Here is a 20,817-nt window from a genome sequence, read left to right as displayed (position 1 = left end):
GCAACACATTCGCAACCGATCGGCAAAAGATAGCCGTCTTCCGGAAGAGTTGAGCTCGAGTTATGCCGCGTTCAGACGTTCGGCGCTCACCGGCATGCCCATATGAAAGCCTTGGACACGATCAATGCGAAGATCCTTGAGCAGGGACAATTGTGCGGCAGTTTCGACGCCCTCCACCAGGATCGTATTCCCACGATTGCGGATGAGAGAGATCATGTCCTGAAGCATCGTCAATCCGCGTGGGTCGGAGCAATCGTGCAGGAAGGTTCGATCGACCTTGACCGTCTGAAACTCGATCGCCCGCAGCCAAGAGAGGCCCGCGAAGCCGCAGCCGAAATCGTCAAGCCAAATTTCGACGCCGAGAGCCCGCAGGTCGGCAACGCATTTCAGCACCTCCGACTGCATATCCATGTCCAGGCCTTCGGTGACTTCCAGGGCCAGCCGCGACCCGCTGACTCCGCACCGTGCAAGAATATCACCGACACTCGCAGCGAAGCCGGGGGAGCGCAGCTGTATCGGCGACACGTTGACGCTCACGGTAGCCATCCGATCTGTCATCAGTATATCGCGGCATGCCGTCTCGATCGCCCACTTACCCAATTCGAGGATAGCGCCCGTTCGCTCCGCAACCGGAATGAACGTCCTCGGCGAAACCGCGGTGCCATCGGGCATCCTGAGGCGCATCAAAGCCTCGACAGCTTTTGCTCTCTCATTCGTCAGGTCGAAGATCGGTTGGTAAACGAGCGAGACCAGTTTGCGGTCAATGGCGGCCGTCAGCAGCGGGACGAGTTTACCGGCGTTGTCGTCGGGGCGAGGCAACGAGGGATCAAACCGACGAATGCAGTTTCGGCCGCTTGCTTTGGCATTGTAGAGAGCAAGATCGGCTTCACGCACTATCCGCTCAACTTTCTCTCCAACGTCCTCGCGGGTGAAAGCGACGCCAATGCTGACGGTGACGATCGGGCTGTCATCTGGTCGCTCGTCATGAGCAATCGCAAGAAACTCGACTTCCATTCTGATCCTTTCGGCGAGACTCATGGCAATCGAGGGAGTTTCGGCCGGCATGACCACGATAAACTCCTCGCCGCCGTACCTGCCAATCATGCCACCCGACGATTCGACAACCGCCTTCAGCACATTGGCGACGACAGTCAGGCATCGGTCGCCTTCCTGATGCCCGTAGCGATCATTGAAGCGTTTGAAGAAGTCGACGTCGATAAGGAACACGACAAAGTCGCGGCCTTCGTCCTTCCAGGCGGCCCAGCATTCGTCGAGTCGCCGATCGAGCGCACGCCGGTTGCTTATGCCTGTCAGGTAGTCGGTATTCGAAAGCTCGAGCAGCGACCTTCCGCGTTCGGACGCTTCCCAGTGCTGATAGCGGGCCTCCGCCGCGTTCAGCAACACGTTTCGGCGCTCGACATTCAATCGCCAATTGATGGAAGACGTGAAGACAAAGCAGGAAATGTAGAACATCCCGAAGGCAAGCTTGTAGATTTGACTTGACGGAAAATAGGCCTCGATCGTCACGAAAAATGCGCAGAGCACGAAGCTGGACGTGATCACCGACAGCCGAAACGGGAAACTGAAAAAGAGATTGGCGCCCATCATGAAGATGGCGCCGAAAATCATGTAGTAAGACATGGCAGTGACGTCACGGGTGCCGATCGCCGGGTAAAGCCAGGCCAAATAGCCCGCAAGCAGCGCAAGGGCGCATGTGATGTCCAGCCAGACGGTTTTCGCTTTCGCCAGTCGCAAGACTTCAAAAGCCAGCAGCGCCATCGCCGCGACGACGAATCGCGCGGTGATCGTCGCAGGCGCAACGTCGGGGATAAGCCACCGGTCGGGAAGTGCGAAGGAGACATAAACGGCGACTGCGATCCAAAGACCATGCCGTGAGCTTTGCCTCCTGACAGAATCATTTTCGGCTTCCAGAGATTTGCAAGCCTCGGAAAATGAAAAGCTGTCGGTTGATTCATCACGCCGCACAGTAGGGTAAGCCGCGCTCATGTAACGATGCCAGCCCGGCCACGATCTACCGAAAATAAACTGCAAGCCATGCTTCGGCGCCCTCCAAATTTCGTTCGGCAACCTGCAACGGGTTTGTCTTGTTATTTAACATTCGTAGAGAAGCAGGCTCCCACCCGCAACAGTAGAATTACCCTTATCCCGTGTAGATTCCAGTCGCATCCTATTTCGAGGTTGATTATGCTTAACGCTAGGTCAAGGGGTCTCGAAATGGCACGAAGTCTTATCTTGGATGGTGAAAGTCTCGTCGCGCCCGGTGAAATTCGTCGGGTGGCAAGGAGGTTTGCTGCGCCGAAGCCCGGCGAGCTTGTTGTTGCCAAAGCCGAGCTTGCCCTCAGCCTTGACGTGTCGATGCGTCAGTTCAAATCCGGGGTCGAGCCTGGCGCGATAATCGAGCGTCTCACCGACGCCCTGCATCAGTTGCGGCGCCGCTTTCACGCCGACGTGTGGGACGTCATCGTTCCGATCGCGCAATCTCATCCGGTTGCTCACTATCTGCATCAGGATCCATTGACCCGCTGGTCGTTCGAAAAGCCGCGCGGCTATTCCGGCGACGCACGTCTTCTCGACTTCATCTACGGCAGGCCCGAGATCGAGGACGCGGTCGCATCATCGAGCAACCTGGGACGTTCGATCTACGCCTATACCCGAAATGCTTCGTCATCCGTGGCGGTAAGGGAGCGTCGAGATATTCTGGCGCGCCGCGTCGACCAAATCGCTTCGGTTCAGGCTGGTTCCACCGAAATCCTGGCCATCGCGTCGGGGCATCTTCGGGAAGCGCCTTTGTCGCGCGCGCTCGGCACCGGTTCGATCAAACGCTGGGTAGCTTTGGATCAGGACCCAATGAGCGTTGGAACCGTGGCCCGCGATTTCGCCGGCACGTCCGTCGAGGCTGTGAACGGTTCGGTCAAATCCCTGCTGGGGGGAAGGCATGCGCTGGGAATGTTCGATTTCGTCTATGCGGCAGGGCTCTATGACTATTTGCCGGACGCGGTCGCCGTCAAACTGACCAGAAAGTGCCTCGGCATGCTTAAGCCCGGCGGGACATTCCTGTTCGCCAACTTCTCCCCGGAAACGGACGTCGATGGTTATATGGAGACGTTCATGAACTGGGCGCTGCTATTGCGGTCAGAACGCGAAATGGGCTCGATCGCCCATGAAAGCATGAGAGGGACAGATGCGGAGGTGTCTGTTTGGTCCGGCTCAAACCGCAGCATTGTCTACTGTGAAATTGAGAGAAAGTCCTAGGCCCGCAGTTGGCCGACATGCAGATGGCGCATGAGCGAGTTGGCGCACGCGAGGAGCATGGATGCCTTGGAGAACGCCCCCGAAGATTTGCCATTGCTCTTTAAGTTCCGAATAACTGCCAGATAGCCGGCAATAGCTATCGCGAACCTCGCAGCGGAAGCGGGCCATGGCCGCGAGGGAAGTTATTGCCCCTTGCCGCCGCGCTGCTCCCGGATGAAGGAACTTCCCGCGCCAGGTCTTTACAGCTAACATGTTAGTCTGCTAGATCTGATCCACCAGATGGGGGAGGAATGATTTTGCCACCAAAATTCGGGCTTTCTGTCGCCCTTGCCACGCCGTTTGACAGCAACAGCGAGATCGCCCTCGATGCGATGATTGCTCAGGGGCGGCGGTGCCTGGCGGCTGGCTGCGGCAGCGTGACATTGTTCGGGACCACGGGCGAGGGCTCCTCCATCGGAAGCCGGGAACGCGAGCGCGTGCTCGCAGCCTTCCTGGATGCAGGGATCGCGGCAGAGGAGATCATCGTCGGCGTGCTGGTCGACTCGGTCGAGGATGCGGCGACGCAGGCGGGTCATGCCCTTTCGCTCGGAGCGAGGAATATCCTGCTGGCTCCGCCGTCCTATTTCAAAAATGTCGGTGACGACGGCGTCTTCCAGTGGTTTGCGGCCGTCTTCGCCATATTGGGCGATCGGGCGCGGGACATCATCGTCTACAATATTCCCTCCATCACAATGGTTCCACTGACCGTGTCGCTGATCGGCCGCTTACGGACCGCCTTTCCGAACATCGTCACAGGCGTCAAGGATTCTTCCGGCGACTGGCCGTTCACGGAAAGCCTGCTCAAGACACATGGCGACCTCATCATCCTGATCGGCGACGAGCGTCATCTCGCCAGGGGCGTTCGGCTGGGCGGCCAAGGCGCGATCTCGGGCATGGCGAATTTTGTACCCCGCTACGTCAAGCTGATGGCCGAAGACGGCAAGGACGATCCCCGCATCGAGGCATTCGTGGACGAACTGCTCAACTATCCGGTCGTGCCAGCCGTGAAGGCCATGGTGGCACACCAGACCTCGGATGAAATCTGGCTTGCGGTTCGTCCGCCGCTCGTTTCAATATCCGGCGAGGGGCAGGCCCAACTCGCCCGCGCTTTCGACAGTCTTTTCCGGTCGAAAGCAGCATAGGTCGGACATGGTGCTGGAGGAGGCGATGGACGGTACGGACGAGCAGCCGACGCTGCGGGAAAAGGCCTATGCAAGTTTCACGCGCCACCTTCTTGCGCGTGACGTGCGTCCCGGCCAGTTCGTTTCGCAGCGCCGTCTCGTGGAATTGACGGGATTGACGCTCGGCGCCATCCGCGAGCTCATCCCGAGGCTCGAAGCCGAAGGGCTGATCAAGACCGTGCCGCAGCGGGGCTTGCAGATCGCCCACATCGACTTGAACCTCATTCGCGAAGCGTTCCAGCTGCGTGTGTTCCTGGAGAAGGAGGCCGTAGCGCTCTTCACCCGCTCTGCCTCGGACGAGACGATCGCCGGGTTGTTGAAGCAGCATCGCGATATTGCCGACGCCATTCGAAACGGCGATGGCTCGCACGAATTGGAGCTACGCGCCCAGGCGGTCGACTGGGGCATGCACGATTCCTTTATCGATGCCCTTGGAAATACCATCATTTCGAACGCCTACCGCGTGAACTCAATCAAGATGCGGCTGATCAGCCAGGATCGCTTTCGCATCGACGGTCACGTCGGGCCCGTCATGGGTGAGCATCTGAAAGTGCTCGAAGCAATCGAACGTCGATCGGCGGAGGATGCCGTCAACAGCCTTGTCGCACACATCAATCACGCAAGGGATCGTGCGCTCAGGATCTAATCGGGAATGAACAGCCGGGGATGAGGAGATCGCCGGCATAACGAGGAGGATCAACATGCCATCATTCTTCAATCCGACGCGACGCGGTTTTCTGGCGGGGACGGCCGCGCTTGGGGCCAGCAGCATGCTCGGCATGCGGCCAGCTGCTGCTGCCGTCGACTGGAAGCGCTTCGCCGGCACCACACTCGAAGTCAATCTGGTCAAGAGCCCACGCAGTGAGATCCTGACTAAGTACCTGCCCGAGTTCGAGGAGCTTACCGGCATCAAGGTCAATGCCGAAGCAACCCCTGAACAGCAGCAGCGCCAGAAAACGACGATCGAACTGAGCTCCGGCAAGCCGAGCTTCGACGTCGTGCACATGAGCTACCACGTCCAGAAACGCCAGTTCGAAAAGGGCGGCTGGCTTGCCGATATCAGCGGCTTTCTGAAGGATCCGGCTCTGACCGATCCGTCGCTCACTGAACCCGACTTTGCAGAAGCTGGCCTTGCCTTCGCCAAGGATGCGGATGGCGTTCTGCGTTCGCTGCCTTTCTCGGTCGACTACTGGATCATCTACTGGAACAAGGCTCTGTTCGAGAAGAAGGGACTTGCCTACCCCTCGACCTTCGACGAGCTGGCAAGTGCAGCCGAAGCGCTGACCGATCCTTCGACCAACACCTACGGCTTCGTCGCCCGCGGCCTGAAGAACGCCAACACCCCGGTTTGGACGACGTTGCTGCTCGGCTACGGTTCGAGCCCGCTTGGCCCGGACGGCAAGCTGCGTACGACATCGCAGGAAGCAGTCGATGCCGCAAAGCTTTACCAGAAGCTGATGACCAAGACCGCCCCTCCCGGCGTCTCCGGTTTCAACTGGGCCGAAGCGCAGTCGGCCTTCCTGCAGGGCAAGGTCGGCATGTGGCTGGATGGCGTCGGCTTTGCGCCGCCGATCGAGAATCCGGAAAAGTCGCGTGTTGTCGGCCAGGTCGGCTATGGCATCATGCCGAAAGGCCCGAAGGCGCAAGCCGCGGGAACCTTCGGCGACGGCCTTGGTGTCGTCGCGGCAAGTCAGAAGAAGGAAGCAGCCTACCTCTTCTGCCAATGGGCAATTTCGCACGACATGGGGGCTCGCCTGCTGCAGGCCGGCGCCGGCGTTCCTTTCCGCCAGTCCGTTCTTGAGGATGCAAAGGTCCGCGAAGGTGTCAAGATGCCCGGCGCATGGCTGGATGCGGTCGCCGGCTCCGGCAAGATTTCGCAGCTCGCGCTGCCGGTCATCATTCCGGTCACCGAGTTCCGCGACATCTATGGCGTCGGTCTCACCAACATGATCGGCGGCGCCGACCCGGAAACCGAGCTGAAGGCGGCAACGGCCCAGTTCGAACCCGTGCTGGCGAAAAGCGAGGGATAATGGCTTCGGCGAGCATCGAAACGGCCGCAGCGGCCAAGGCCGCCTCCAAAGGAAGGGGCAAACCGGATCGGTTTGCTCCCAACTACTGGCCCTTTGTCATCCCGGCGCTGATCGTCATATCAGCCGTCATCGTTTTTCCATGGGTCTTTACCCTGTGGATGAGCGTCAACAGCTGGACGCTCGGGCAATCGCAAGTCTTTGCGGGGCTGGACAATTATGCCCGCCTGGCAGTCGATATGCGTTTCTGGGAGTCGCTCTGGCACACGGTGCTCTATACTGTCCTCTCCGTGGCGGCGCCCCTGTTTTTGGGGACGCTCGCCGCGCTGATCTTCGATGCCCAATTTCCGCTGCGCGGGCTCCTCCGTGGTATATTCGTGATGCCGATGATGGCGACGCCTGTCGCCATCGCGCTGGTGTGGACGATGATGTTCCATCCGCAGCTCGGCGTTCTCAACTATCTCCTGTCCTTCATCGGCATTGGACCGCAGGAGTGGATCTATAATCAGAGCAGCGTCATCCCCTCGCTGGTCCTGGTCGAAACCTGGCAATGGACTCCGCTCGTCATGCTGATCGTGCTCGGCGGCCTGGCGGCGGTTCCGCGCGAGCCCTATGAAAGTGCTGAGATTGACGGTGCGAATGTCTGGCAGAAATTCCGCTATCTGACGTTGCCGATGATTGCGCCATTTCTGATGATCGCGGTGATCATCCGCAGCATTGACGCGGTGAAGAGCTTCGACATTATCTACGCCATGACCCAGGGCGGCCCGGGCACGGCCTCCGAAACGATCAATATCTACCTCTACAACACCGCCTTCGCTTACTACGATATTGGCTATGGCTCGGCCATGGCGGTCGTCTTTTTCATCCTGATCGTGCTGCTCTCCTTCGTCCTTCTGATGGTTCGGCAGCGAGCGAACTGGTCCAATGCGGAGGGACGCTGATGAAGCGCAAGACGCTCGACCGCATCGGACTGCTGTTCGTCGCTTTGGTGATGATCTCGCCGGTCATCCTGTTCTTTCTCTGGATGATCTCGCTGTCGCTGAAATATGAAATCGACAATGGCGCCTATCCACCGATCTTCATTCCGGAGCGTTTCGCCTGGACGAACTACCTGAAGGTCTTCGAGGAGAACAACTTCTTCCTTTATCTCTGGAATTCGCTGCTGGTGACAGGCAGTGCCACACTTCTGGCGCTCGTGATCGGCGTGCCCGCCGGCTACGGCATTGCGCGCCTGAAGGCGGAGAAGTCGGCGATGGTCATCATGATCGCGCGCATGACGCCGGGCCTGTCCTTCCTGATCCCGCTCTTCCTGCTGTTCCAATGGCTGAACCTGCTCGGCACGCTGATGCCGCAAATTATCATCCATCTCGTGGTCACCGTGCCGATCGTCGTCTGGATCATGATCGGCTATTTCGAAACGACGCCGATGGAGCTGGAAGAGGCGGCAAGCATCGACGGCGCCACACCCTGGCAGGTCTTCCGCCTGGTCGCCTTGCCGATTGCAAGACCCGGCATCGTCGTCGCCTTCATCCTGTCGGTGATCTTCTCGTGGAACAATTTCGTCTTCGGCATCGTGCTCGCCAGTCGCGAGACGCGCACACTTCCCGTCGCCGTCTATAACATGCTCTCCTTCGAACAGGTCAGTTGGGGTCCGCTTGCAGCGGCGGCGTTGATCGTTACCTTGCCCGTGCTGATCTTGACCGTGTTTGCGCAACGGCAGATCGTGGCAGGGCTGACGGCCGGAGCCGTCAAGTGAACGGGCGAGACGACGATTGACCACTTCTTCCGACTTCAATCCGCCCCGCCGCGTCCTGTGTGTCGGCGCGGCGGTTCTGGACACGCTGTTTCGTGTCCGTGCATTGCCCGCCGGCCAGGGCAAGATCCTGCCCTATGAGATGCTGCAGGTTGCCGAAGGCATGGCGTCGAGTGCGGCCTATGCCATCGTTCGGCTTGGCGGCGCTGCCAGCCTCTGGGGTGCGGTCGGCAACGATGCCGCCGGCGAACGCATCATTGCCGACCTCAGCAAGAGCGGCATCGATACGAGTGACATGCTGCGGATAGACGGCGCCCGCTCGGCCGTCTCGACGATCCTCGTCGATGATCGGGGCGAACGGCTGATCGTGCCCTTCTACGATGCGCGGCTGCACGATACGGTCAGGCCGGTGACCGAACGCGACGTCTCGTCCTTCGACGCGGTGCTCGTCGACGTCCGATGGCCAAAGCTTGCATTGGCAACTTTGTCAGCAGCGCGAGAGGCGGGCATACCGGCCATTCTCGACGGCGATGTTGCGGGCGAGGGCATCATCGAGATGCTTGCGCCGGCGGCCAGTCACATCGTGTTTTCGCAGCCGGCCGCCGAGCGACTTGCCGGAACGGCAGGTCTCGTCGAAAGCGTCGGCCTGCTGAAGCGGAAATTCGAACATGCTTTCATCAGCGTGACCGCCGGCGAAACCGGCTGCCTGTGGTTCGATGAACCAAGCGGCAACATCCGTCATCTTGCCGCGCCGAAGGTGAGAGCGGTCGACACACTTGCAGCAGGAGACATCTTCCACGGCGCTTTCGCTCTGGCGATCGCTGAAGGCCTGCCGATCGAAGAAACGATGCGCTTGTCGTCGATGGCCGCAGCTCTCAAATGCCAAGTCTTCGGGGGACGTACCGGCGCGCCGACCAGAGCCGACGTCTGCGACGCCCTGCGAGATTGGAACGTCCGCGTTTCCTGAGGGCGAACTGTTAGACGCGGGACGATCGGATGGCTAGCCTATGGATGTCGTTGCGACATAGCTTCGAGTCCCCCGTTCAAGGACTAGCTGCGGGTCGCGATAGCCACCGCTGCGCCTCCCATGCAAAAAGCAGCACTCCGGTTCATCATAGTCATCGCCCTCGGCGATCTCAGGGCCATTCGCACCCGGGTGCCCGCGAGAGCGAAGGGGTACTGGGCAACGGCGAGGATCACGGCCGTCATGGCAAGCAGCAGGGTGATATCCAGGCCTGATAGCGCGTTCACGTCCACGACTGTCGGCAGAATGGACACGTAGAACAACACCGATTTTGGATTGCCCAGTGTCACCAGAATGCCGGAGGCGAACACGCCGCCTGCGGTGGAGGGTCCGTGCTGCGGCTGCAGCGAGTTGGGAGCTATCCAGAATTGATAGGCGAGCCAGCAGAGATAGACGACGCCAGCCCATTTGATGACGACTAGCAACGTAGTGAAGGTTGCTGCGATATAGGCAAGCCCTGCCAGTGCGGCCGAAAGATAGATCACGTCGCCAACCACCATGCCGGCAGTCATCCATGCAGCCTTGCGATAGCCTGAGTGCAGCGCCTGCGCGACGATGGCAACGATCTGCGGTCCCGGTATGATCGCGGCAATGGCCAACGCGCCGGAATAGGCCAAAAAACCGGAAAGCGTCATCACAAGCTCCAACAAAACTTTGCAAATTAGTATTCAGATTATCGGACGAAAGCCAATGGCTAGTGGAACTTGCCGCCGGCGCCCGGAAAGCGCTGTCCGTCGTCAAGACGTCGCTTGTTTAGGCGCAACTAGGCAGAGACCAAACCGCTTGTTCTCATGACGGACGGGCAGCTTGAGCACTCAGATCGCTGTCCGCGGCCCGAGTGTCCCGAATACCGCCCTGTCATCCCGTGTCCCAGTCGAGGTTTTCGCGACCAATAACCCCTTCAGAAGTGATCGAAGAGGTCCGCGAGGGATCTTGTCTGCCTCCCCGGCCTCACTATCTCAGTTATGTCCTCGAACCTGGAGAACTCGAGATGGAAAATCTCCCAATAGCACGGATCGCTGTCCATGACGTCGAAATCCTGCCGCCCGAGCGGGAAGACAACCAACAGGCCGGCTTCCAATGTCTGTGCTGTGGGCGATCCGCTCAGGCCTTCGACGACGACGGCTGCGGCATCTGCGACGAATGTCTGGCACCATCAGTGATTGGTGGGATTTCTGGAATCGGCGTCCGTTTTCAGATGACCGAAATCCAGGAAGCTGGTCGGCTACTGCTAGACGCGGACGAAACCAGAATCAAACGGCCGCCCTCGAAGTACACCGGAGATGGCTCGAGGAGTAGCGTAGGAATCAGGCTGAGGCAGTCTCGGCCGATTCCGCGGCGACCGCGCTAGAGGCGCTCAACTTCGCTCGCCCTGATCACGATCTCTTCCTGCTCGAGCGCGAGTTCCAGCTCCTTCCGAAAAGCCGCCCACCATTTCCGATCCAGATTGTTGGTCATCACTTCAACGACGACAATCCTGTCCCAATCGACGTCGCCTTCGTTTTTCCAGAGACCCTCCGCAGGGGCGTTGACATGCATCGTGACGCCGCCGAAGGTTTCGGTCAATTTGTGGCTGATCGGCTCCAGGATAGAACCGGCATCGTTCCCAACGGGGAGAAGCACCTTGACCAGATAGCTCATGAAGCGCCTCGCAAAGGGTCATGCGGTGCCATGCTTCGGACGTGCGAGCTGCCTCTCCAGGTCTCTCTTCTCCTCCCCGTCGACGGCGCCAAGATTGTTTCGTATGGCCGCGATTTCATCGTCGGATGCATTGATCGGCGTGCCGGATCCGTCGGGATTGCCGCTTCCCGAGCGATCGATGGTTTCGTCCTTGGCTCGGTCGCCGACTCGGTCCGCAATTTTCGACATTGGATGTCCTCCATCTCCGAAACCAACTTCATTGGAAGTGAGGAGTTCCGCCAAAGCTGGAGTTCCGATGCCGGCAGAGAATTTGGGGAAGCAGAAACGATGAGGTGGGGACGATCGCCGCGACGCAGAAGTTCGCTTCCTTTCCACCGCCGCGATCAGGAGTCCGCTCGCAAAAGCGGTGATGCACCCAAGGTGACGACCATATACTCGATGAAGTCCCGAACACGGTGTGGCAAGGGGCCGCCACCGACGTAAACGGCGTGAACCAGTTCCAGATCGCCCGGATTATATTCTTCGAGCAACGGAACAAGCCGTCCCGTCGCAATCTCATCGGCCACATGAAACAGACCGACCCTGGCAATGCCGGCACCAGCCAGTGCCATCTGTTTCATCGTCTCGCCGTTGTTCACGACAATGCTGCCCTTGACGGGTTGCGCGACGTCCTGGCCGCCGCAACGAAACGGCCAGGAAGGTCTTGCGCGCCGGAAATTGAATGTCAGGCAGTCGTGATGCTCAAGATCCGCCGGCTTGACCGGGGAACCGCAGCGCACCAAGTAGTCGGCTGATGCGCAGACCACCCGTCGACTCTGCCCCAGCTTGCGAGCGATCAGCCCACTGTCCGGCAGGTCGCCCATACGGATGGCGACGTCGGTTTTTTCCGCAACCAGATCGACAATGCCGTCGGTGAAGCTGAGATCGACGATCAAATCCGGATTGCGTGCGATGAAATCGGGGATAACCGGTGCGACGAACATGGTCCCGAAGGGGATTGTCGTGTTGATCCTCAGCCGGCCGCGAACCGCTCCTCCAGCAGCCGCCTGATCGGCGTCATTCAGCTCCTGCAGAATCTTCAGTGCGGCATGGTGATAGGCCTCGCCCTCCTCCGTCAGTGTCAGAGCGCGGGTCGTCCGTACCAGAAGGCGCGTGCCCAGCCTCGCTTCCAGGCGTGCAATCAGTTTGCTGACTGCCGACGGAGTGATGTCGAGATTGCGGGCGGCGGCTGAGAAACCACCGTCCTGTACAACGCGCGCGAACACTTCCATCTCACCGGAACGCTCCATCAAAATAGGCGGCATTGATGACCCTCATTCACAGGTGCATGTCTCTCGCAGGCAATAGTTCCTCGCCTTGCTTAATCATAAATTCTCTCCAGCAACAATCTGGAGAAAAGACATGGATCTGCAACTCACCGCAAAAACCGCCCTCGTTACTGGCGCCACGGCAGGCATTGGGTTGGAAATCGCCCGTGCGCTTGCGCTTGAAGGCGCGCGCGTCATCATCACAGGACGCGAGCGCGCCAAGCTCGACAGCGCGATCGCGGCCGTCAGGACATCCGGGGGAGGGGAGATCAGCGGCGTTCTTGCCGACGCCGCCAGCCCAGAGGGTGCTGCGATCATCGCCGAGGCCGCACCTTCGGTCGATATCCTCGTCAATAATCTCGGGATTTACGAAAGCAAGGCCTTCGGCGACATCACGGATTCAGACTGGAGCCACCTGTTCGAGGTCAATGTCATGAGCGGCGTGCGTCTGTCACGGGCCTATCTTCCCGGGATGCTGGAACGCAACTGGGGCCGCATTGTCTTCATTTCCAGTGAATCGGGCCTCGCCATTCCCCAGGATATGATCCACTACGCGACCACCAAGACGGCTCAGCTGTCGGTCTCGCGTGGATTGGCGCAGCTGACCCGCGGCACCAATGTCACGGTCAATTCCGTGCTGCCGGGACCGACTCGTTCGGAAGGCATCGAGACCTTCCTGCGCAGCCAGGCAAGCGATCCATCCGCGCCAATCAAGCAGATCGAGGCTGAATTTTTCGCCACGGCTCGCTCGGCTTCGATCCTGCAGCGCATGGTGGAAGCGGAAGAAGTGGCAAACCTCGTCGCCTACCTCGCCAGCCCCCGCTCATCCGCCACGAACGGCGCGGCTCTGCGCGCCGAGGGCGGTCTCGTCAACACCATCGCTTGAGAGAGGCGTATCCATGTCGAATGTACCTCTAACCATCATTGCTATCACCACGGCAAAGCCCGGCAAGGAGGCGGCTCTGGGTGCCGCCCAGGAAAAGCTCGTCGCAGAGACGTTGATTGAAGACGGCTGCCTTCGTTACGAGTTGCATCAGTCACTCGATGATGGACGCGTTCGCGTCTTCGTCGAGAGTTGGGCAAGCGAACAGCAATGGCGCGCGCATATGGAGGGTGCCGCCATGCAACGATTTCAGGCGAGCGGCGTCGGCGAATATTTTGCCGACTTCGCACTGCATCGGTTGACCAAGGTCACTGGGTGAGTTGCTTCCCCTCGAACGCGCCGGCTTTTCCACAGGACTTAAACTGGCGCGATTGCCTTAGGCCGCGATTGCAGACAAGTCTCTGAGCGAAGCTTGAGTGCTAAGGCGACCCGAACATGTACGATATCGTTCTTCTTTTCCTCGCCGGCTTGTTGGCAGGCAGCATGAACGCGTTGGCGGGGGGCGGGTCTTTCGTGTCCCTGCCTGCGCTGATATCGGTCGGAGTGCCGTCGGTTGCCGCAAACGCGACGAGCACTTTAGCCCTGTTTCCCGGCGGCCTGGCGAGCTCGTGGGTCTATCGTGATGGGGTTCAGAGTGTGTGCGGCATCAATGTCCCGGCCATTGCTATCGTGACGGTGTCGGGCGGCGTGGCCGGAAGCGTCTTATTGCTTCTGACGCCATCCAGGATTTTCGATGGTCTCCTGCCATGGCTTTTGCTGGTGGCGACGATGATGCTGGCTGCAGGTCCAAGGCTCAGCGTCAAGCTTCGGACGCAAGCGCACCCAAATGCTTTGGCCTTCGCAACGGTTCAGTTTTTTCTCGGTCTTTATGGCGGCTATTTTGGCGGCGCAGTGGGCCTTATGATGCTGGCGGCATGGAGCGTGCTTGGGGGCGGGGAGATCAAGAGCCTCAATCCGACAAGAATGGTGATGGTAACCGCCGCAAACGCGGTCGCCGTAGTGGTCTTCGTGCTGGCCGGGGCAATCGTCTGGCAACAGTGCATTTCCATGACGTTCGGAGCCGTTATCGGCGGCTGGATCGGAGCTCACGTCGGACGCAGGTTGCCATCACCGGTCGTCCGGATGCTAACACTCGCGGTCGCCCTGTTGACGACTGCGGTGTTCTTTTCGCGGGCTTATCTTTGAGCCGAGGTCCGGCACCTGGACGAACTACGTGCCTTTCACTCGGGATCGGAAGCGTCTGATGCGAGCGCGGCTGCCACAGCTCGCGTCGGAGCACCACACTCGTCGCCCGCTCTTCGAATGATCAATGAATAGCCACCCGCAATTACTGCCCTTGCACTCACGCACTGCTCGCCGCCGATCGCGCTCCATCAACAGATCGACCGCCTTGATCGCAAAGAGCTGAACCAGCTGGGAAAGGTCGTCAAAGGGCGAAGTCCACGCATAACCAGCTTCATTTGCGACGAGGACCTGTTGGGCTCGGCCACGTCGTGCCCAATCCTCCACCAGACGAAGATCTGCGACCGGATGGGGCTCTGCGGCATCCTCTGAAAGGAAGAGTCGGTACATCGATTCACGCAGCGCGAGAGCGTCTGCCAACGCTGCGGCGGCCTTCGACGGATTATCTTCCGCCTGCTTGCGAAGACACGCCACCGCTTGCTGATCGACAAGATCTAGCCGGTCGGCCAGAACAAGCAGGTCTGCGAATGACCGCAGAAAATCCGGCCCCCAGCGGCCACGCCTGCTATCGACGGTATTAGTGAAGTCGAGGGCCGGATGACCGCCGCTCAGGCGCATGTCAGCTGTCGAGGTGGCCATGCCTGGAACAACTCCCTCAGAGACAAGTTGTAACGGTATTAAATGGTCTTTAATCGTTACATTCGCAAGGCCGGAACATGTCGTCCAAGCGCAATCTACTCAAATTTTTCGTCTTATGCTTCGTTTGGGGGCTGACCTGGATTGCCGTCAAAATTGGCGTAGAGACGGTGCCACCGATAATGTTTGCAGCAACGCGGTTCATCGTGGCGGGTGGCGTGTTCCTCGCATTGGCGTGGGCGAGAGGTCAAAGGAAAGGCCTCAGCAAGGCGGATACGATACGCCTGGTCATCGTCAGTCTGCTGATGATCACGCTCTGCTACGGGCCCTTGTTCTGGGGCATGCAGTTCGTACCTTCCGGAACCGCGGCTGTGCTCGAGATGTCGCTCACGCCACTTGCGCTTCTCGCATTCGGAATTGCCATGGGCGAAGAGAGTTGGAATGGCCTTCGCGCGCTGGCGATGCTGCTCGGAGCTTTTGGCCTTGGTCTCCTTTTCGCGCCGTCCGTCGATCTGACAGGGATTGGAAAAGGGATGCCATTGGTCGGGCTCATCGCCATCGCCTGGGCGGCGATTTCGTCGGCCTGGGGATCCGTGCTGGCAAAACCTCTGATATCAAACTACGGCAGCGCGCCTGTTTCCGGGTTCACGACGACGGTCGGCGGTACCGTGTTGCTGATTGCCTCGCTGGCAATAGAGCCTCGCTCGGCCGAGAGCCTGGTCACGCTCTGGGAATGGCAAGCGGTTGCCGGCTGGCTCTTTCTCGTCATCTTCGGTTCGCTGCTCGGCTACAATATCTATATGCAACTCTTGCGGGACATCGGCCCCGCAAGAGCGGGCAGCTTTGCTTTCGTGTCCCCTGCCATCGCGGTATCAGTCGGCGTGATCTTCGCCAATGAGCCGGCTGACCCGCAGAGGTTCATCGGGATGGTACTGATGATCGTCGCCGCAGCGGTCTGTTTATCCGCCGACCGCCTGCCGCGCTTATCGAGAGTTTCGGCAGGCCTTGGGCTGGACAGATGATGACGGGCAGAATCGTCTCGCCGTTGGCGGACCGCTCGATCCGGCTGCCGAACTCCGGCCAGGGTCCCGGTTTGCGGGTCAGCCGGATACCATGGGATCTCGGGCTCCTGGCTTGCGTAGGGACTCGACCTCTTCAGAAAGGCGATCCTTGATGTCGTCGTGAGCGTCCGATGCGACCGTGACCACGCGTTGGTAGGCGTTTGAAGCGATAGCGGCGCCTTGGTCGACAAGTTCAGAAGTCTCTGCGCTTATCGCTTCCTTGGTAGCATCCGAAACTTCGCCGGCCAGTTCATCTTCAATTTCGGTGCTCGGAAGCGCTGCGCCGATCGCGGCTCCGACCGCAAAAGCCAATGCGCCGCCGACCAGCGGCTGATCGCGAAACTGGTGGAGGATCATTGAATTGAGCCGGTTTGTCTGTTCATGCAGGTTCGTCACAGCAGAAGAGGCCTGGTCGGCGAGTGCATTCGCCGTCCCAGTCGCGCGGTCGGAAGCGCCTTGCACAGCAGTCTTTGCTTGCTCCCACTTTTCGGCGGCCCAACCGGATGCAGCGTCCAGCATAGCTCCCGTCTCATCGACAATCTGATCGACCCGCTTGCCGCTGGCATCGACGAAACCGCGATAGGTCTTGCCAGTCTCATCGACAAAATGACCTGCCCGGCGTCCGGTTTCGTCGGTCACGGCCTTCAGTGTCCTGCCGGTGCTATCGGAAAAATGGCTGTAGTGGACGCCCTCGACAGAGGTCGGCGGCCCAAGACGGCGCACAGGCCCCTGAACGGGATAGAGGTCATATTCCGGCTCGGTTGACGTCGTTGGTTCAATCGCTGCTGCAGGATTGCCTTTGGCCATCAGCCAAGCGAGACTGACGCCCATCAGCGCCACCGGAAGCGGATTTTCCTTCAGTGCTCGGCCGAGGTTCCCGACGAACTCGCTGCCCCCGCTGTTCTTGGCGTAAGCAATAACCTCATCCACCAGTTGGCCAGGCGACATTCGCTCCTGGATCGCGTTGATCCGTTCCCCAAGACGCTGGCGATCTTGATCAATTTCTCGCTGAAGCTCCAGCGACGTTTTGTCTGAAGACGTTTCCATCAGAGTTTGTCCTTCACAATTTGCACGTCTCGACGAAGCGACGTCGTTGTGCGTGCAAGCGTCAGATTGCTGCGACGGAAGCTGGCCAGGCCTCGCCTGACCATGATCCATGCAATGAGACCGATCACCACGCTGACGATGATTGAAGCGAGCGCACTGGCCGTAGGTTCACTGAATCCTTGCGCCACAAACAATGCGGCGACACCACTGACGACGGCGCTCAACAGCACGCCGATGGCTCCGATCGCCAGGATCGTTCCGATGAGGAGGATTTCGATGCCGCTCAAAGCAGCCGACAGCTTCTCCGATGCTTCGGTTTTGGCGAGGTCGATCTCCTTGCGCAGAAGACCAGCAACGTCATTCAAAAGGCCGCCGATCAGTTCGGCCAATGGTGTGTTTTCTGATGGCCTAGCCATTTTGGTTATCCTTGCTTGCCGAAGCGAATGCCTGTGCCGGTGGAGCAGGCGTCCGAGCTTTCTCGGCGCGTTTCGCGGAGGCAGTCAGAAACCGGCTCGCGGTCAGCCCAGCGAGGGCCGCAATTCCCAGAAATGCGATCGGTTGCCTGCGGCCGAAATCCTCAGCCAGCACAGCCATCTCGTCGAGGTTCTTGCCCTCTACCCGCCTTGCCGCACTGGCAACGCTGCGGCCGAGCTGCCGAGCGTAGCGGCCGACCTGCCGTTGGTCAGAGCGCTCCAGTTCCGCCCCGACCTTTTCGAGTGCCGTTGCAACACCGCTCATCTGGCGAGCGGCAAAGTGCGCCTGCTCGGAAACCGCTTCCTTTGCCTCTTCCAGGCCGGCTGCGGATGTCTCCTTCACCAGCTCCCTGGTCGAACTGATATCGTCGCGGATCTTATCTCTCAACTCGGTGGTCGGAGAGGCGCTCGCAGACCGGCTGCGTTCTCCTTCCGGCGCGGAAAATTCGTCAGCCATCGAGGCCTCCCTGACTTGGAATGTTCGTGAGCGCCGAACCGCGATCTTCGGGCTTTGTTCCAGCAGAGTAAGAAGTTCCTCGGCTTGCTTCCCAGTCGACGCGGAGCTCCCAGCCTTCCAATGAAGCGGTTGCGACACACGAGCACGGTGGGTCACATCGGGTCCGCAGCTTCTCCTCCAGCCGATGCTGGCGTCTAGAAGGCCAACTGCAGCTGTGGCTCCGTCCGAGAGGCCCGCCGTTCCAGCGAGGACAGGGTAATGCCGAGCAGCCGAATGCCCTGTCGCGGCGGAAAGATCGGCGCCAGCATCAGGCTGATTATCTCTTCAAGCTCCGTGATCCCCCGCAAGAGGGTCGGAACTGTCTTGCTGCGGGTGATCTGATTGAAGTCTGCATATTTGACCTTGAGCGTCACCGTCTTGGCGCCGATGGCATTGGCCTCGCAATAACCCCACACCTTTTCGATCAGCGGCTGAAGACCTTGGCGAGCCGGTTCATAGGCATGGAGGTCGTGGGAGAAGGTATCTTCGGCGCCGACCGATTTGCGCACTCGGTTCGGCTTTACCTGACGCTCGTCGATGCCGCGCGCGATACCATGGAAATAGGGTCCTGACTTGCCGAAATGCTCCACCAGGAATTCCAGTGTCTTCCCCTTGAGGTCGGCGCCGGTGTCGATTCCGAGCCGGTGCATCTTGTCGGCCGTTGCCGGGCCGACGCCATGAAATTTCTTGACGGGGAGGGCCTCGACGAAGGCCGGACCGTTCTTCGGGGTGATGACGGCCTGACCATTCGGCTTGTTGAGGTCGCTCGCCATCTTGGCGAGAAACTTGTTGTAGGAAATCCCCGCCGATGCATTGAGCCCAGTGGTCTGCTTGATTTTGGCACGGATCTCCAGTGCGATCTCCGTGGCGATTTCCATGCCCTTGAGATTATGGGTAACGTCGAGATAGGCTTCATCGAGAGAAAGCGGCTCGATGACGGCCGTGTATTCGGCGAAGATCTCACGGATCTGCTGCGACACCGCCTTGTAGACGTCGAACCGCGGCGCCACGAATATCAGCTCCAGGCATTTCCGCTTGGCGGTGACTGATGGCATGGCCGAGTGAACGCCGTACGCACGTGCCTCGTAACTCGCCGCCGCCACCACGCCGCGAGCGGCCGATCCCCCAACGGCAATCGGCTTGCCCCGCAAGTCCTGATTGTCTCGTTGCTCAACCGACGCATAAAACGCATCCATGTCGATGTGGACGATTTTTCGGACGGAAGATGCACTCATCTCATTCATGACGGCTTCGGCGATCTCAATGGCATCGGCATCTCAAGATTGAGTCCGAAACAAAAAGAGAACATAGCAGGCCTTAACGCGAGATCAACCAAGCAATAGCGATCACCACCATGAAGCCAACCCGGAGGCGACCTTTTACCCAGCCGATTGAAGATGATGCCATGCAGGTCTATCCTTGATGAAGGGATAGTGAGGCTAATCATGTTCCCGTGGCATAATTCCCGAGCTGCAAATGCCCTCGACAGCGCTGATCTGGCTTTGTGCCAGAGGGTGTTCCACCACCTCGTTGCTGCCAAGCGAATTCATTCGGAGGCGAAGCGCGAGGAACTAGCCAATCGAATTCTTCAGTCATTCCAGCACGGCGTGAAGGACGAGGATGCTCTGATGCGGCTGCTCATGTGAAGGTCGAACTTATTTCCACGCGGTGAGTTCGACGCGAGGATGCGGGTTCCTTAGTTCCCATCCGCCTTTCCACTTAAGACCTGCCCCGCGATTTTGCGGGGCTTTTTATAGAGCAATCACCGGATGCCGGCTTCCTCCATCTGAGTGGCGGTCTATGGCGACAACGTGGCGGGTAAAGAGTTAGTCCGCACCTTCCGGCCCACCGGCCGTGCGCTAGCGGACAGAAACCAATTCCCTCCAGGCGGATTTCATCCTGACTGGAGGTAAGGTGGTATACGACGAGCACATCGCTGCGATCGCAACTGCGCTTGAACGGCGGCAAGCCATCTTGTTCGTTGGCGCGGGGATATCGATGAATGTCGGTCTGCCTTCATGGACCTGCCTAATCGAACATATGTTGGCGGACCTTGACCTTGCGCAGTCGTGGCTCGGCAGCCGCGATGCCACATATCAGGAAATTGCCGAATATTACCGCTTGAAGCACGGTTCATTGTCGCGTTTGGTGGAGTGGATGAAGCGCGAGTGGCAGATCTCTCCGCAACAACTGAAGAACTCGGAGTTGCATCGGCTTATCGTGGCGCTTGATTTTCCTCTGATTTATACGACCAACTACGATGCTAATCTTGAGCTCTCCTATCAGGCGTTCGGCCGGCCCTATGCTCGCATCACAAGCGCGAAAGATCTCGCAACCGCCACTGTGGGCGTGGCACATATCATCAAATACCATGGCGACTTCTCCGATCCCGATACGCTCGTCCTGACAGAGTCGGATTATTTCGATCGCCTCTCATTCGATGCGCCCCTTGATATCAAGTTCACGAGCGACGCCTTTGCCTCGACCATGCTCTTCGTCGGCTACAGTATGTCCGATTTGAATATCCGCTTCCTGCTTCACCGCCTTTGGTCGATCTGGCAGCGAACCGGACTAGGCCAGCACCGGCCGCCGCTATTCCTATTCATGCACGAGCCGAGTGAGGTTCAGACGCACGTTCTGAAGAGATGGGGCGTAACCGTAATCTCTGGCGATGGCCAAAGCTCCGGGCACTCCCTTTCTCGCTTCCTCAAGCGCCTGGTGGAACAACGCTCGACCGTTGGCCTGGATCAGTGACATTTTGGTGGCTCCGCTGCGACCGCCGGAGCCATCG

At 59.3% G+C, this 20,817-nt stretch carries 23 protein-coding genes; 13 read left to right on the top strand and 10 right to left on the bottom strand.

All coding sequences use genetic code 11. The features are described from left to right. Positions 1–60: 60 nt before the first annotated feature. Entirely contained in the window at positions 61–2,007 is a 1,947-nt protein-coding gene (locus AMC88_RS30720; RefSeq protein ID WP_064826352.1) for a putative bifunctional diguanylate cyclase/phosphodiesterase, read from the bottom strand. 228 nt (positions 2,008–2,235) lie between these two features. On the opposite strand from AMC88_RS30720, the gene AMC88_RS30715 reads away from it, so the two are divergent. The 7 genes from AMC88_RS30715 (at position 2,236) to AMC88_RS30685 (ending at position 9,243) form a co-directional block, all read left to right on the top strand. Beyond that, entirely contained in the window at positions 2,236–3,273 is a 1,038-nt protein-coding gene (locus tag AMC88_RS30715) for a class I SAM-dependent methyltransferase (RefSeq protein WP_064826353.1), read from the top strand. Between the two features lie 296 nt (positions 3,274–3,569). Beyond that, positions 3,570–4,454, top strand: a complete 885-nt coding sequence (locus AMC88_RS30710) for a dihydrodipicolinate synthase family protein (RefSeq protein WP_150128071.1) — start codon at positions 3,570–3,572, stop codon at positions 4,452–4,454. A gap of 7 nt (positions 4,455–4,461) precedes the next feature. Then, positions 4,462–5,139 carry a GntR family transcriptional regulator gene (locus AMC88_RS30705; RefSeq protein ID WP_012489705.1) on the top strand — a complete coding sequence of 226 codons (678 nt, stop codon included), beginning with the start codon at positions 4,462–4,464 and terminating at the stop codon, positions 5,137–5,139. A 55-nt stretch (positions 5,140–5,194) separates the two neighbouring features. Continuing rightward, positions 5,195–6,523: an ABC transporter substrate-binding protein gene (locus tag AMC88_RS30700; RefSeq protein WP_064826355.1), complete on the top strand. Its 1,329-nt coding sequence runs from the start codon at positions 5,195–5,197 to the stop codon at positions 6,521–6,523. Beyond that, the gene (locus tag AMC88_RS30695; RefSeq protein WP_037118732.1) at positions 6,523–7,464 is read left to right on the top strand and encodes a carbohydrate ABC transporter permease; all 942 of its coding nucleotides are present in this window, start codon (positions 6,523–6,525) and stop codon (positions 7,462–7,464) included. Before AMC88_RS30700 ends, AMC88_RS30695 begins: the two co-directional genes overlap by 1 nt. Further along, a complete protein-coding gene (locus AMC88_RS30690) occupies positions 7,464–8,279 on the top strand; it encodes a carbohydrate ABC transporter permease (protein WP_004680329.1) in 816 nt (271 codons plus the stop codon). Before AMC88_RS30695 ends, AMC88_RS30690 begins: the two co-directional genes overlap by 1 nt. A gap of 16 nt (positions 8,280–8,295) precedes the next feature. Continuing rightward, positions 8,296–9,243, top strand: a complete 948-nt coding sequence (locus AMC88_RS30685; RefSeq protein WP_012489708.1) for a sugar kinase — start codon at positions 8,296–8,298, stop codon at positions 9,241–9,243. Between the two features lie 83 nt (positions 9,244–9,326). Here AMC88_RS30685 and AMC88_RS30680 read toward each other — a convergent pair whose 3' ends face one another. From AMC88_RS30680 to AMC88_RS30665, 4 genes are all read right to left on the bottom strand, one after another. After that, a complete protein-coding gene (locus AMC88_RS30680) occupies positions 9,327–9,935 on the bottom strand; it encodes a LysE family translocator (protein ID WP_004680327.1) in 609 nt (202 codons plus the stop codon). Between the two features lie 712 nt (positions 9,936–10,647). Next, positions 10,648–10,941, bottom strand: a complete 294-nt coding sequence (locus AMC88_RS30675; RefSeq protein WP_064826356.1) for a hypothetical protein — start codon at positions 10,939–10,941, stop codon at positions 10,648–10,650. Between the two features lie 18 nt (positions 10,942–10,959). Beyond that, complete coding sequence (locus AMC88_RS34395; RefSeq protein WP_037118727.1) at positions 10,960–11,169, bottom strand: hypothetical protein; 210 nt, start codon at positions 11,167–11,169, stop codon at positions 10,960–10,962. Positions 11,170–11,324: 155 nt separating this feature from the next. After that, the gene (locus AMC88_RS30665; protein ID WP_064826357.1) at positions 11,325–12,245 is read right to left on the bottom strand and encodes a LysR family transcriptional regulator; all 921 of its coding nucleotides are present in this window, start codon (positions 12,243–12,245) and stop codon (positions 11,325–11,327) included. Positions 12,246–12,342: 97 nt separating this feature from the next. On the opposite strand from AMC88_RS30665, the gene AMC88_RS30660 reads away from it, so the two are divergent. The 3 genes from AMC88_RS30660 to AMC88_RS30650 all read left to right on the top strand — a co-directional run bounded on the left by AMC88_RS30660 (position 12,343) and on the right by AMC88_RS30650 (position 14,316). Next, a complete protein-coding gene (locus tag AMC88_RS30660; RefSeq protein ID WP_037146175.1) occupies positions 12,343–13,134 on the top strand; it encodes an SDR family NAD(P)-dependent oxidoreductase in 792 nt (263 codons plus the stop codon). 13 nt (positions 13,135–13,147) lie between these two features. Then, the gene (locus AMC88_RS30655; protein ID WP_010003757.1) at positions 13,148–13,450 is read left to right on the top strand and encodes a putative quinol monooxygenase; all 303 of its coding nucleotides are present in this window, start codon (positions 13,148–13,150) and stop codon (positions 13,448–13,450) included. 116 nt (positions 13,451–13,566) lie between these two features. Beyond that, on the top strand, positions 13,567–14,316 hold the full coding sequence (locus AMC88_RS30650) for a sulfite exporter TauE/SafE family protein (protein ID WP_037146173.1): 750 nt from the start codon (positions 13,567–13,569) through the stop codon (positions 14,314–14,316). Positions 14,317–14,340: 24 nt separating this feature from the next. Here AMC88_RS30650 and AMC88_RS30645 read toward each other — a convergent pair whose 3' ends face one another. Further along, positions 14,341–14,952 (bottom strand): CGNR zinc finger domain-containing protein, encoded by a 612-nt coding sequence (locus AMC88_RS30645; protein ID WP_010021981.1) that lies wholly within the window; start codon positions 14,950–14,952, stop codon positions 14,341–14,343. A gap of 77 nt (positions 14,953–15,029) precedes the next feature. Between AMC88_RS30645 and AMC88_RS30640 the strand changes: the two genes are divergently transcribed. After that, positions 15,030–15,971: a DMT family transporter gene (locus tag AMC88_RS30640; protein WP_004680318.1), complete on the top strand. Its 942-nt coding sequence runs from the start codon at positions 15,030–15,032 to the stop codon at positions 15,969–15,971. Positions 15,972–16,049: 78 nt separating this feature from the next. On the opposite strand, the gene AMC88_RS30635 is transcribed toward AMC88_RS30640, so the two are convergent. From AMC88_RS30635 to dinB, 4 genes are all read right to left on the bottom strand, one after another. Next, on the bottom strand, positions 16,050–17,057 hold the full coding sequence (locus AMC88_RS30635) for a DUF3618 domain-containing protein (RefSeq protein ID WP_064826358.1): 1,008 nt from the start codon (positions 17,055–17,057) through the stop codon (positions 16,050–16,052). After that, entirely contained in the window at positions 17,057–17,473 is a 417-nt protein-coding gene (locus AMC88_RS30630) for a phage holin family protein (RefSeq protein ID WP_029531736.1), read from the bottom strand. Before AMC88_RS30630 ends, AMC88_RS30635 begins: the two co-directional genes overlap by 1 nt. Next, complete coding sequence (locus tag AMC88_RS30625; protein ID WP_010023844.1) at positions 17,466–17,987, bottom strand: nutrient deprivation-induced protein; 522 nt, start codon at positions 17,985–17,987, stop codon at positions 17,466–17,468. The genes AMC88_RS30630 and AMC88_RS30625 overlap by 8 nt, the downstream gene beginning before the upstream one ends. A gap of 194 nt (positions 17,988–18,181) precedes the next feature. After that, positions 18,182–19,270 (bottom strand): DNA polymerase IV, encoded by a 1,089-nt coding sequence (dinB, locus tag AMC88_RS30620; protein ID WP_064823871.1) that lies wholly within the window; start codon positions 19,268–19,270, stop codon positions 18,182–18,184. 201 nt (positions 19,271–19,471) lie between these two features. Between dinB and AMC88_RS30615 the strand changes: the two genes are divergently transcribed. Together AMC88_RS30615 and AMC88_RS30610 are read left to right on the top strand one after the other, a co-directional pair. After that, positions 19,472–19,672 (top strand): hypothetical protein, encoded by a 201-nt coding sequence (locus AMC88_RS30615; protein ID WP_012489716.1) that lies wholly within the window; start codon positions 19,472–19,474, stop codon positions 19,670–19,672. A gap of 268 nt (positions 19,673–19,940) precedes the next feature. Further along, positions 19,941–20,780, top strand: coding sequence for an SIR2 family protein (locus AMC88_RS30610; protein WP_064826359.1), 840 nt, complete (start codon positions 19,941–19,943; stop codon positions 20,778–20,780). Positions 20,781–20,817: the final 37 nt, after the last annotated feature.

Origin of the sequence: Rhizobium phaseoli (genome assembly GCF_001664385.1) — a bacterium.
Lineage (GTDB): Bacteria > Pseudomonadota > Alphaproteobacteria > Rhizobiales > Rhizobiaceae > Rhizobium > Rhizobium phaseoli.
This window is presented reverse-complemented; position numbering and strand designations above follow the sequence as displayed.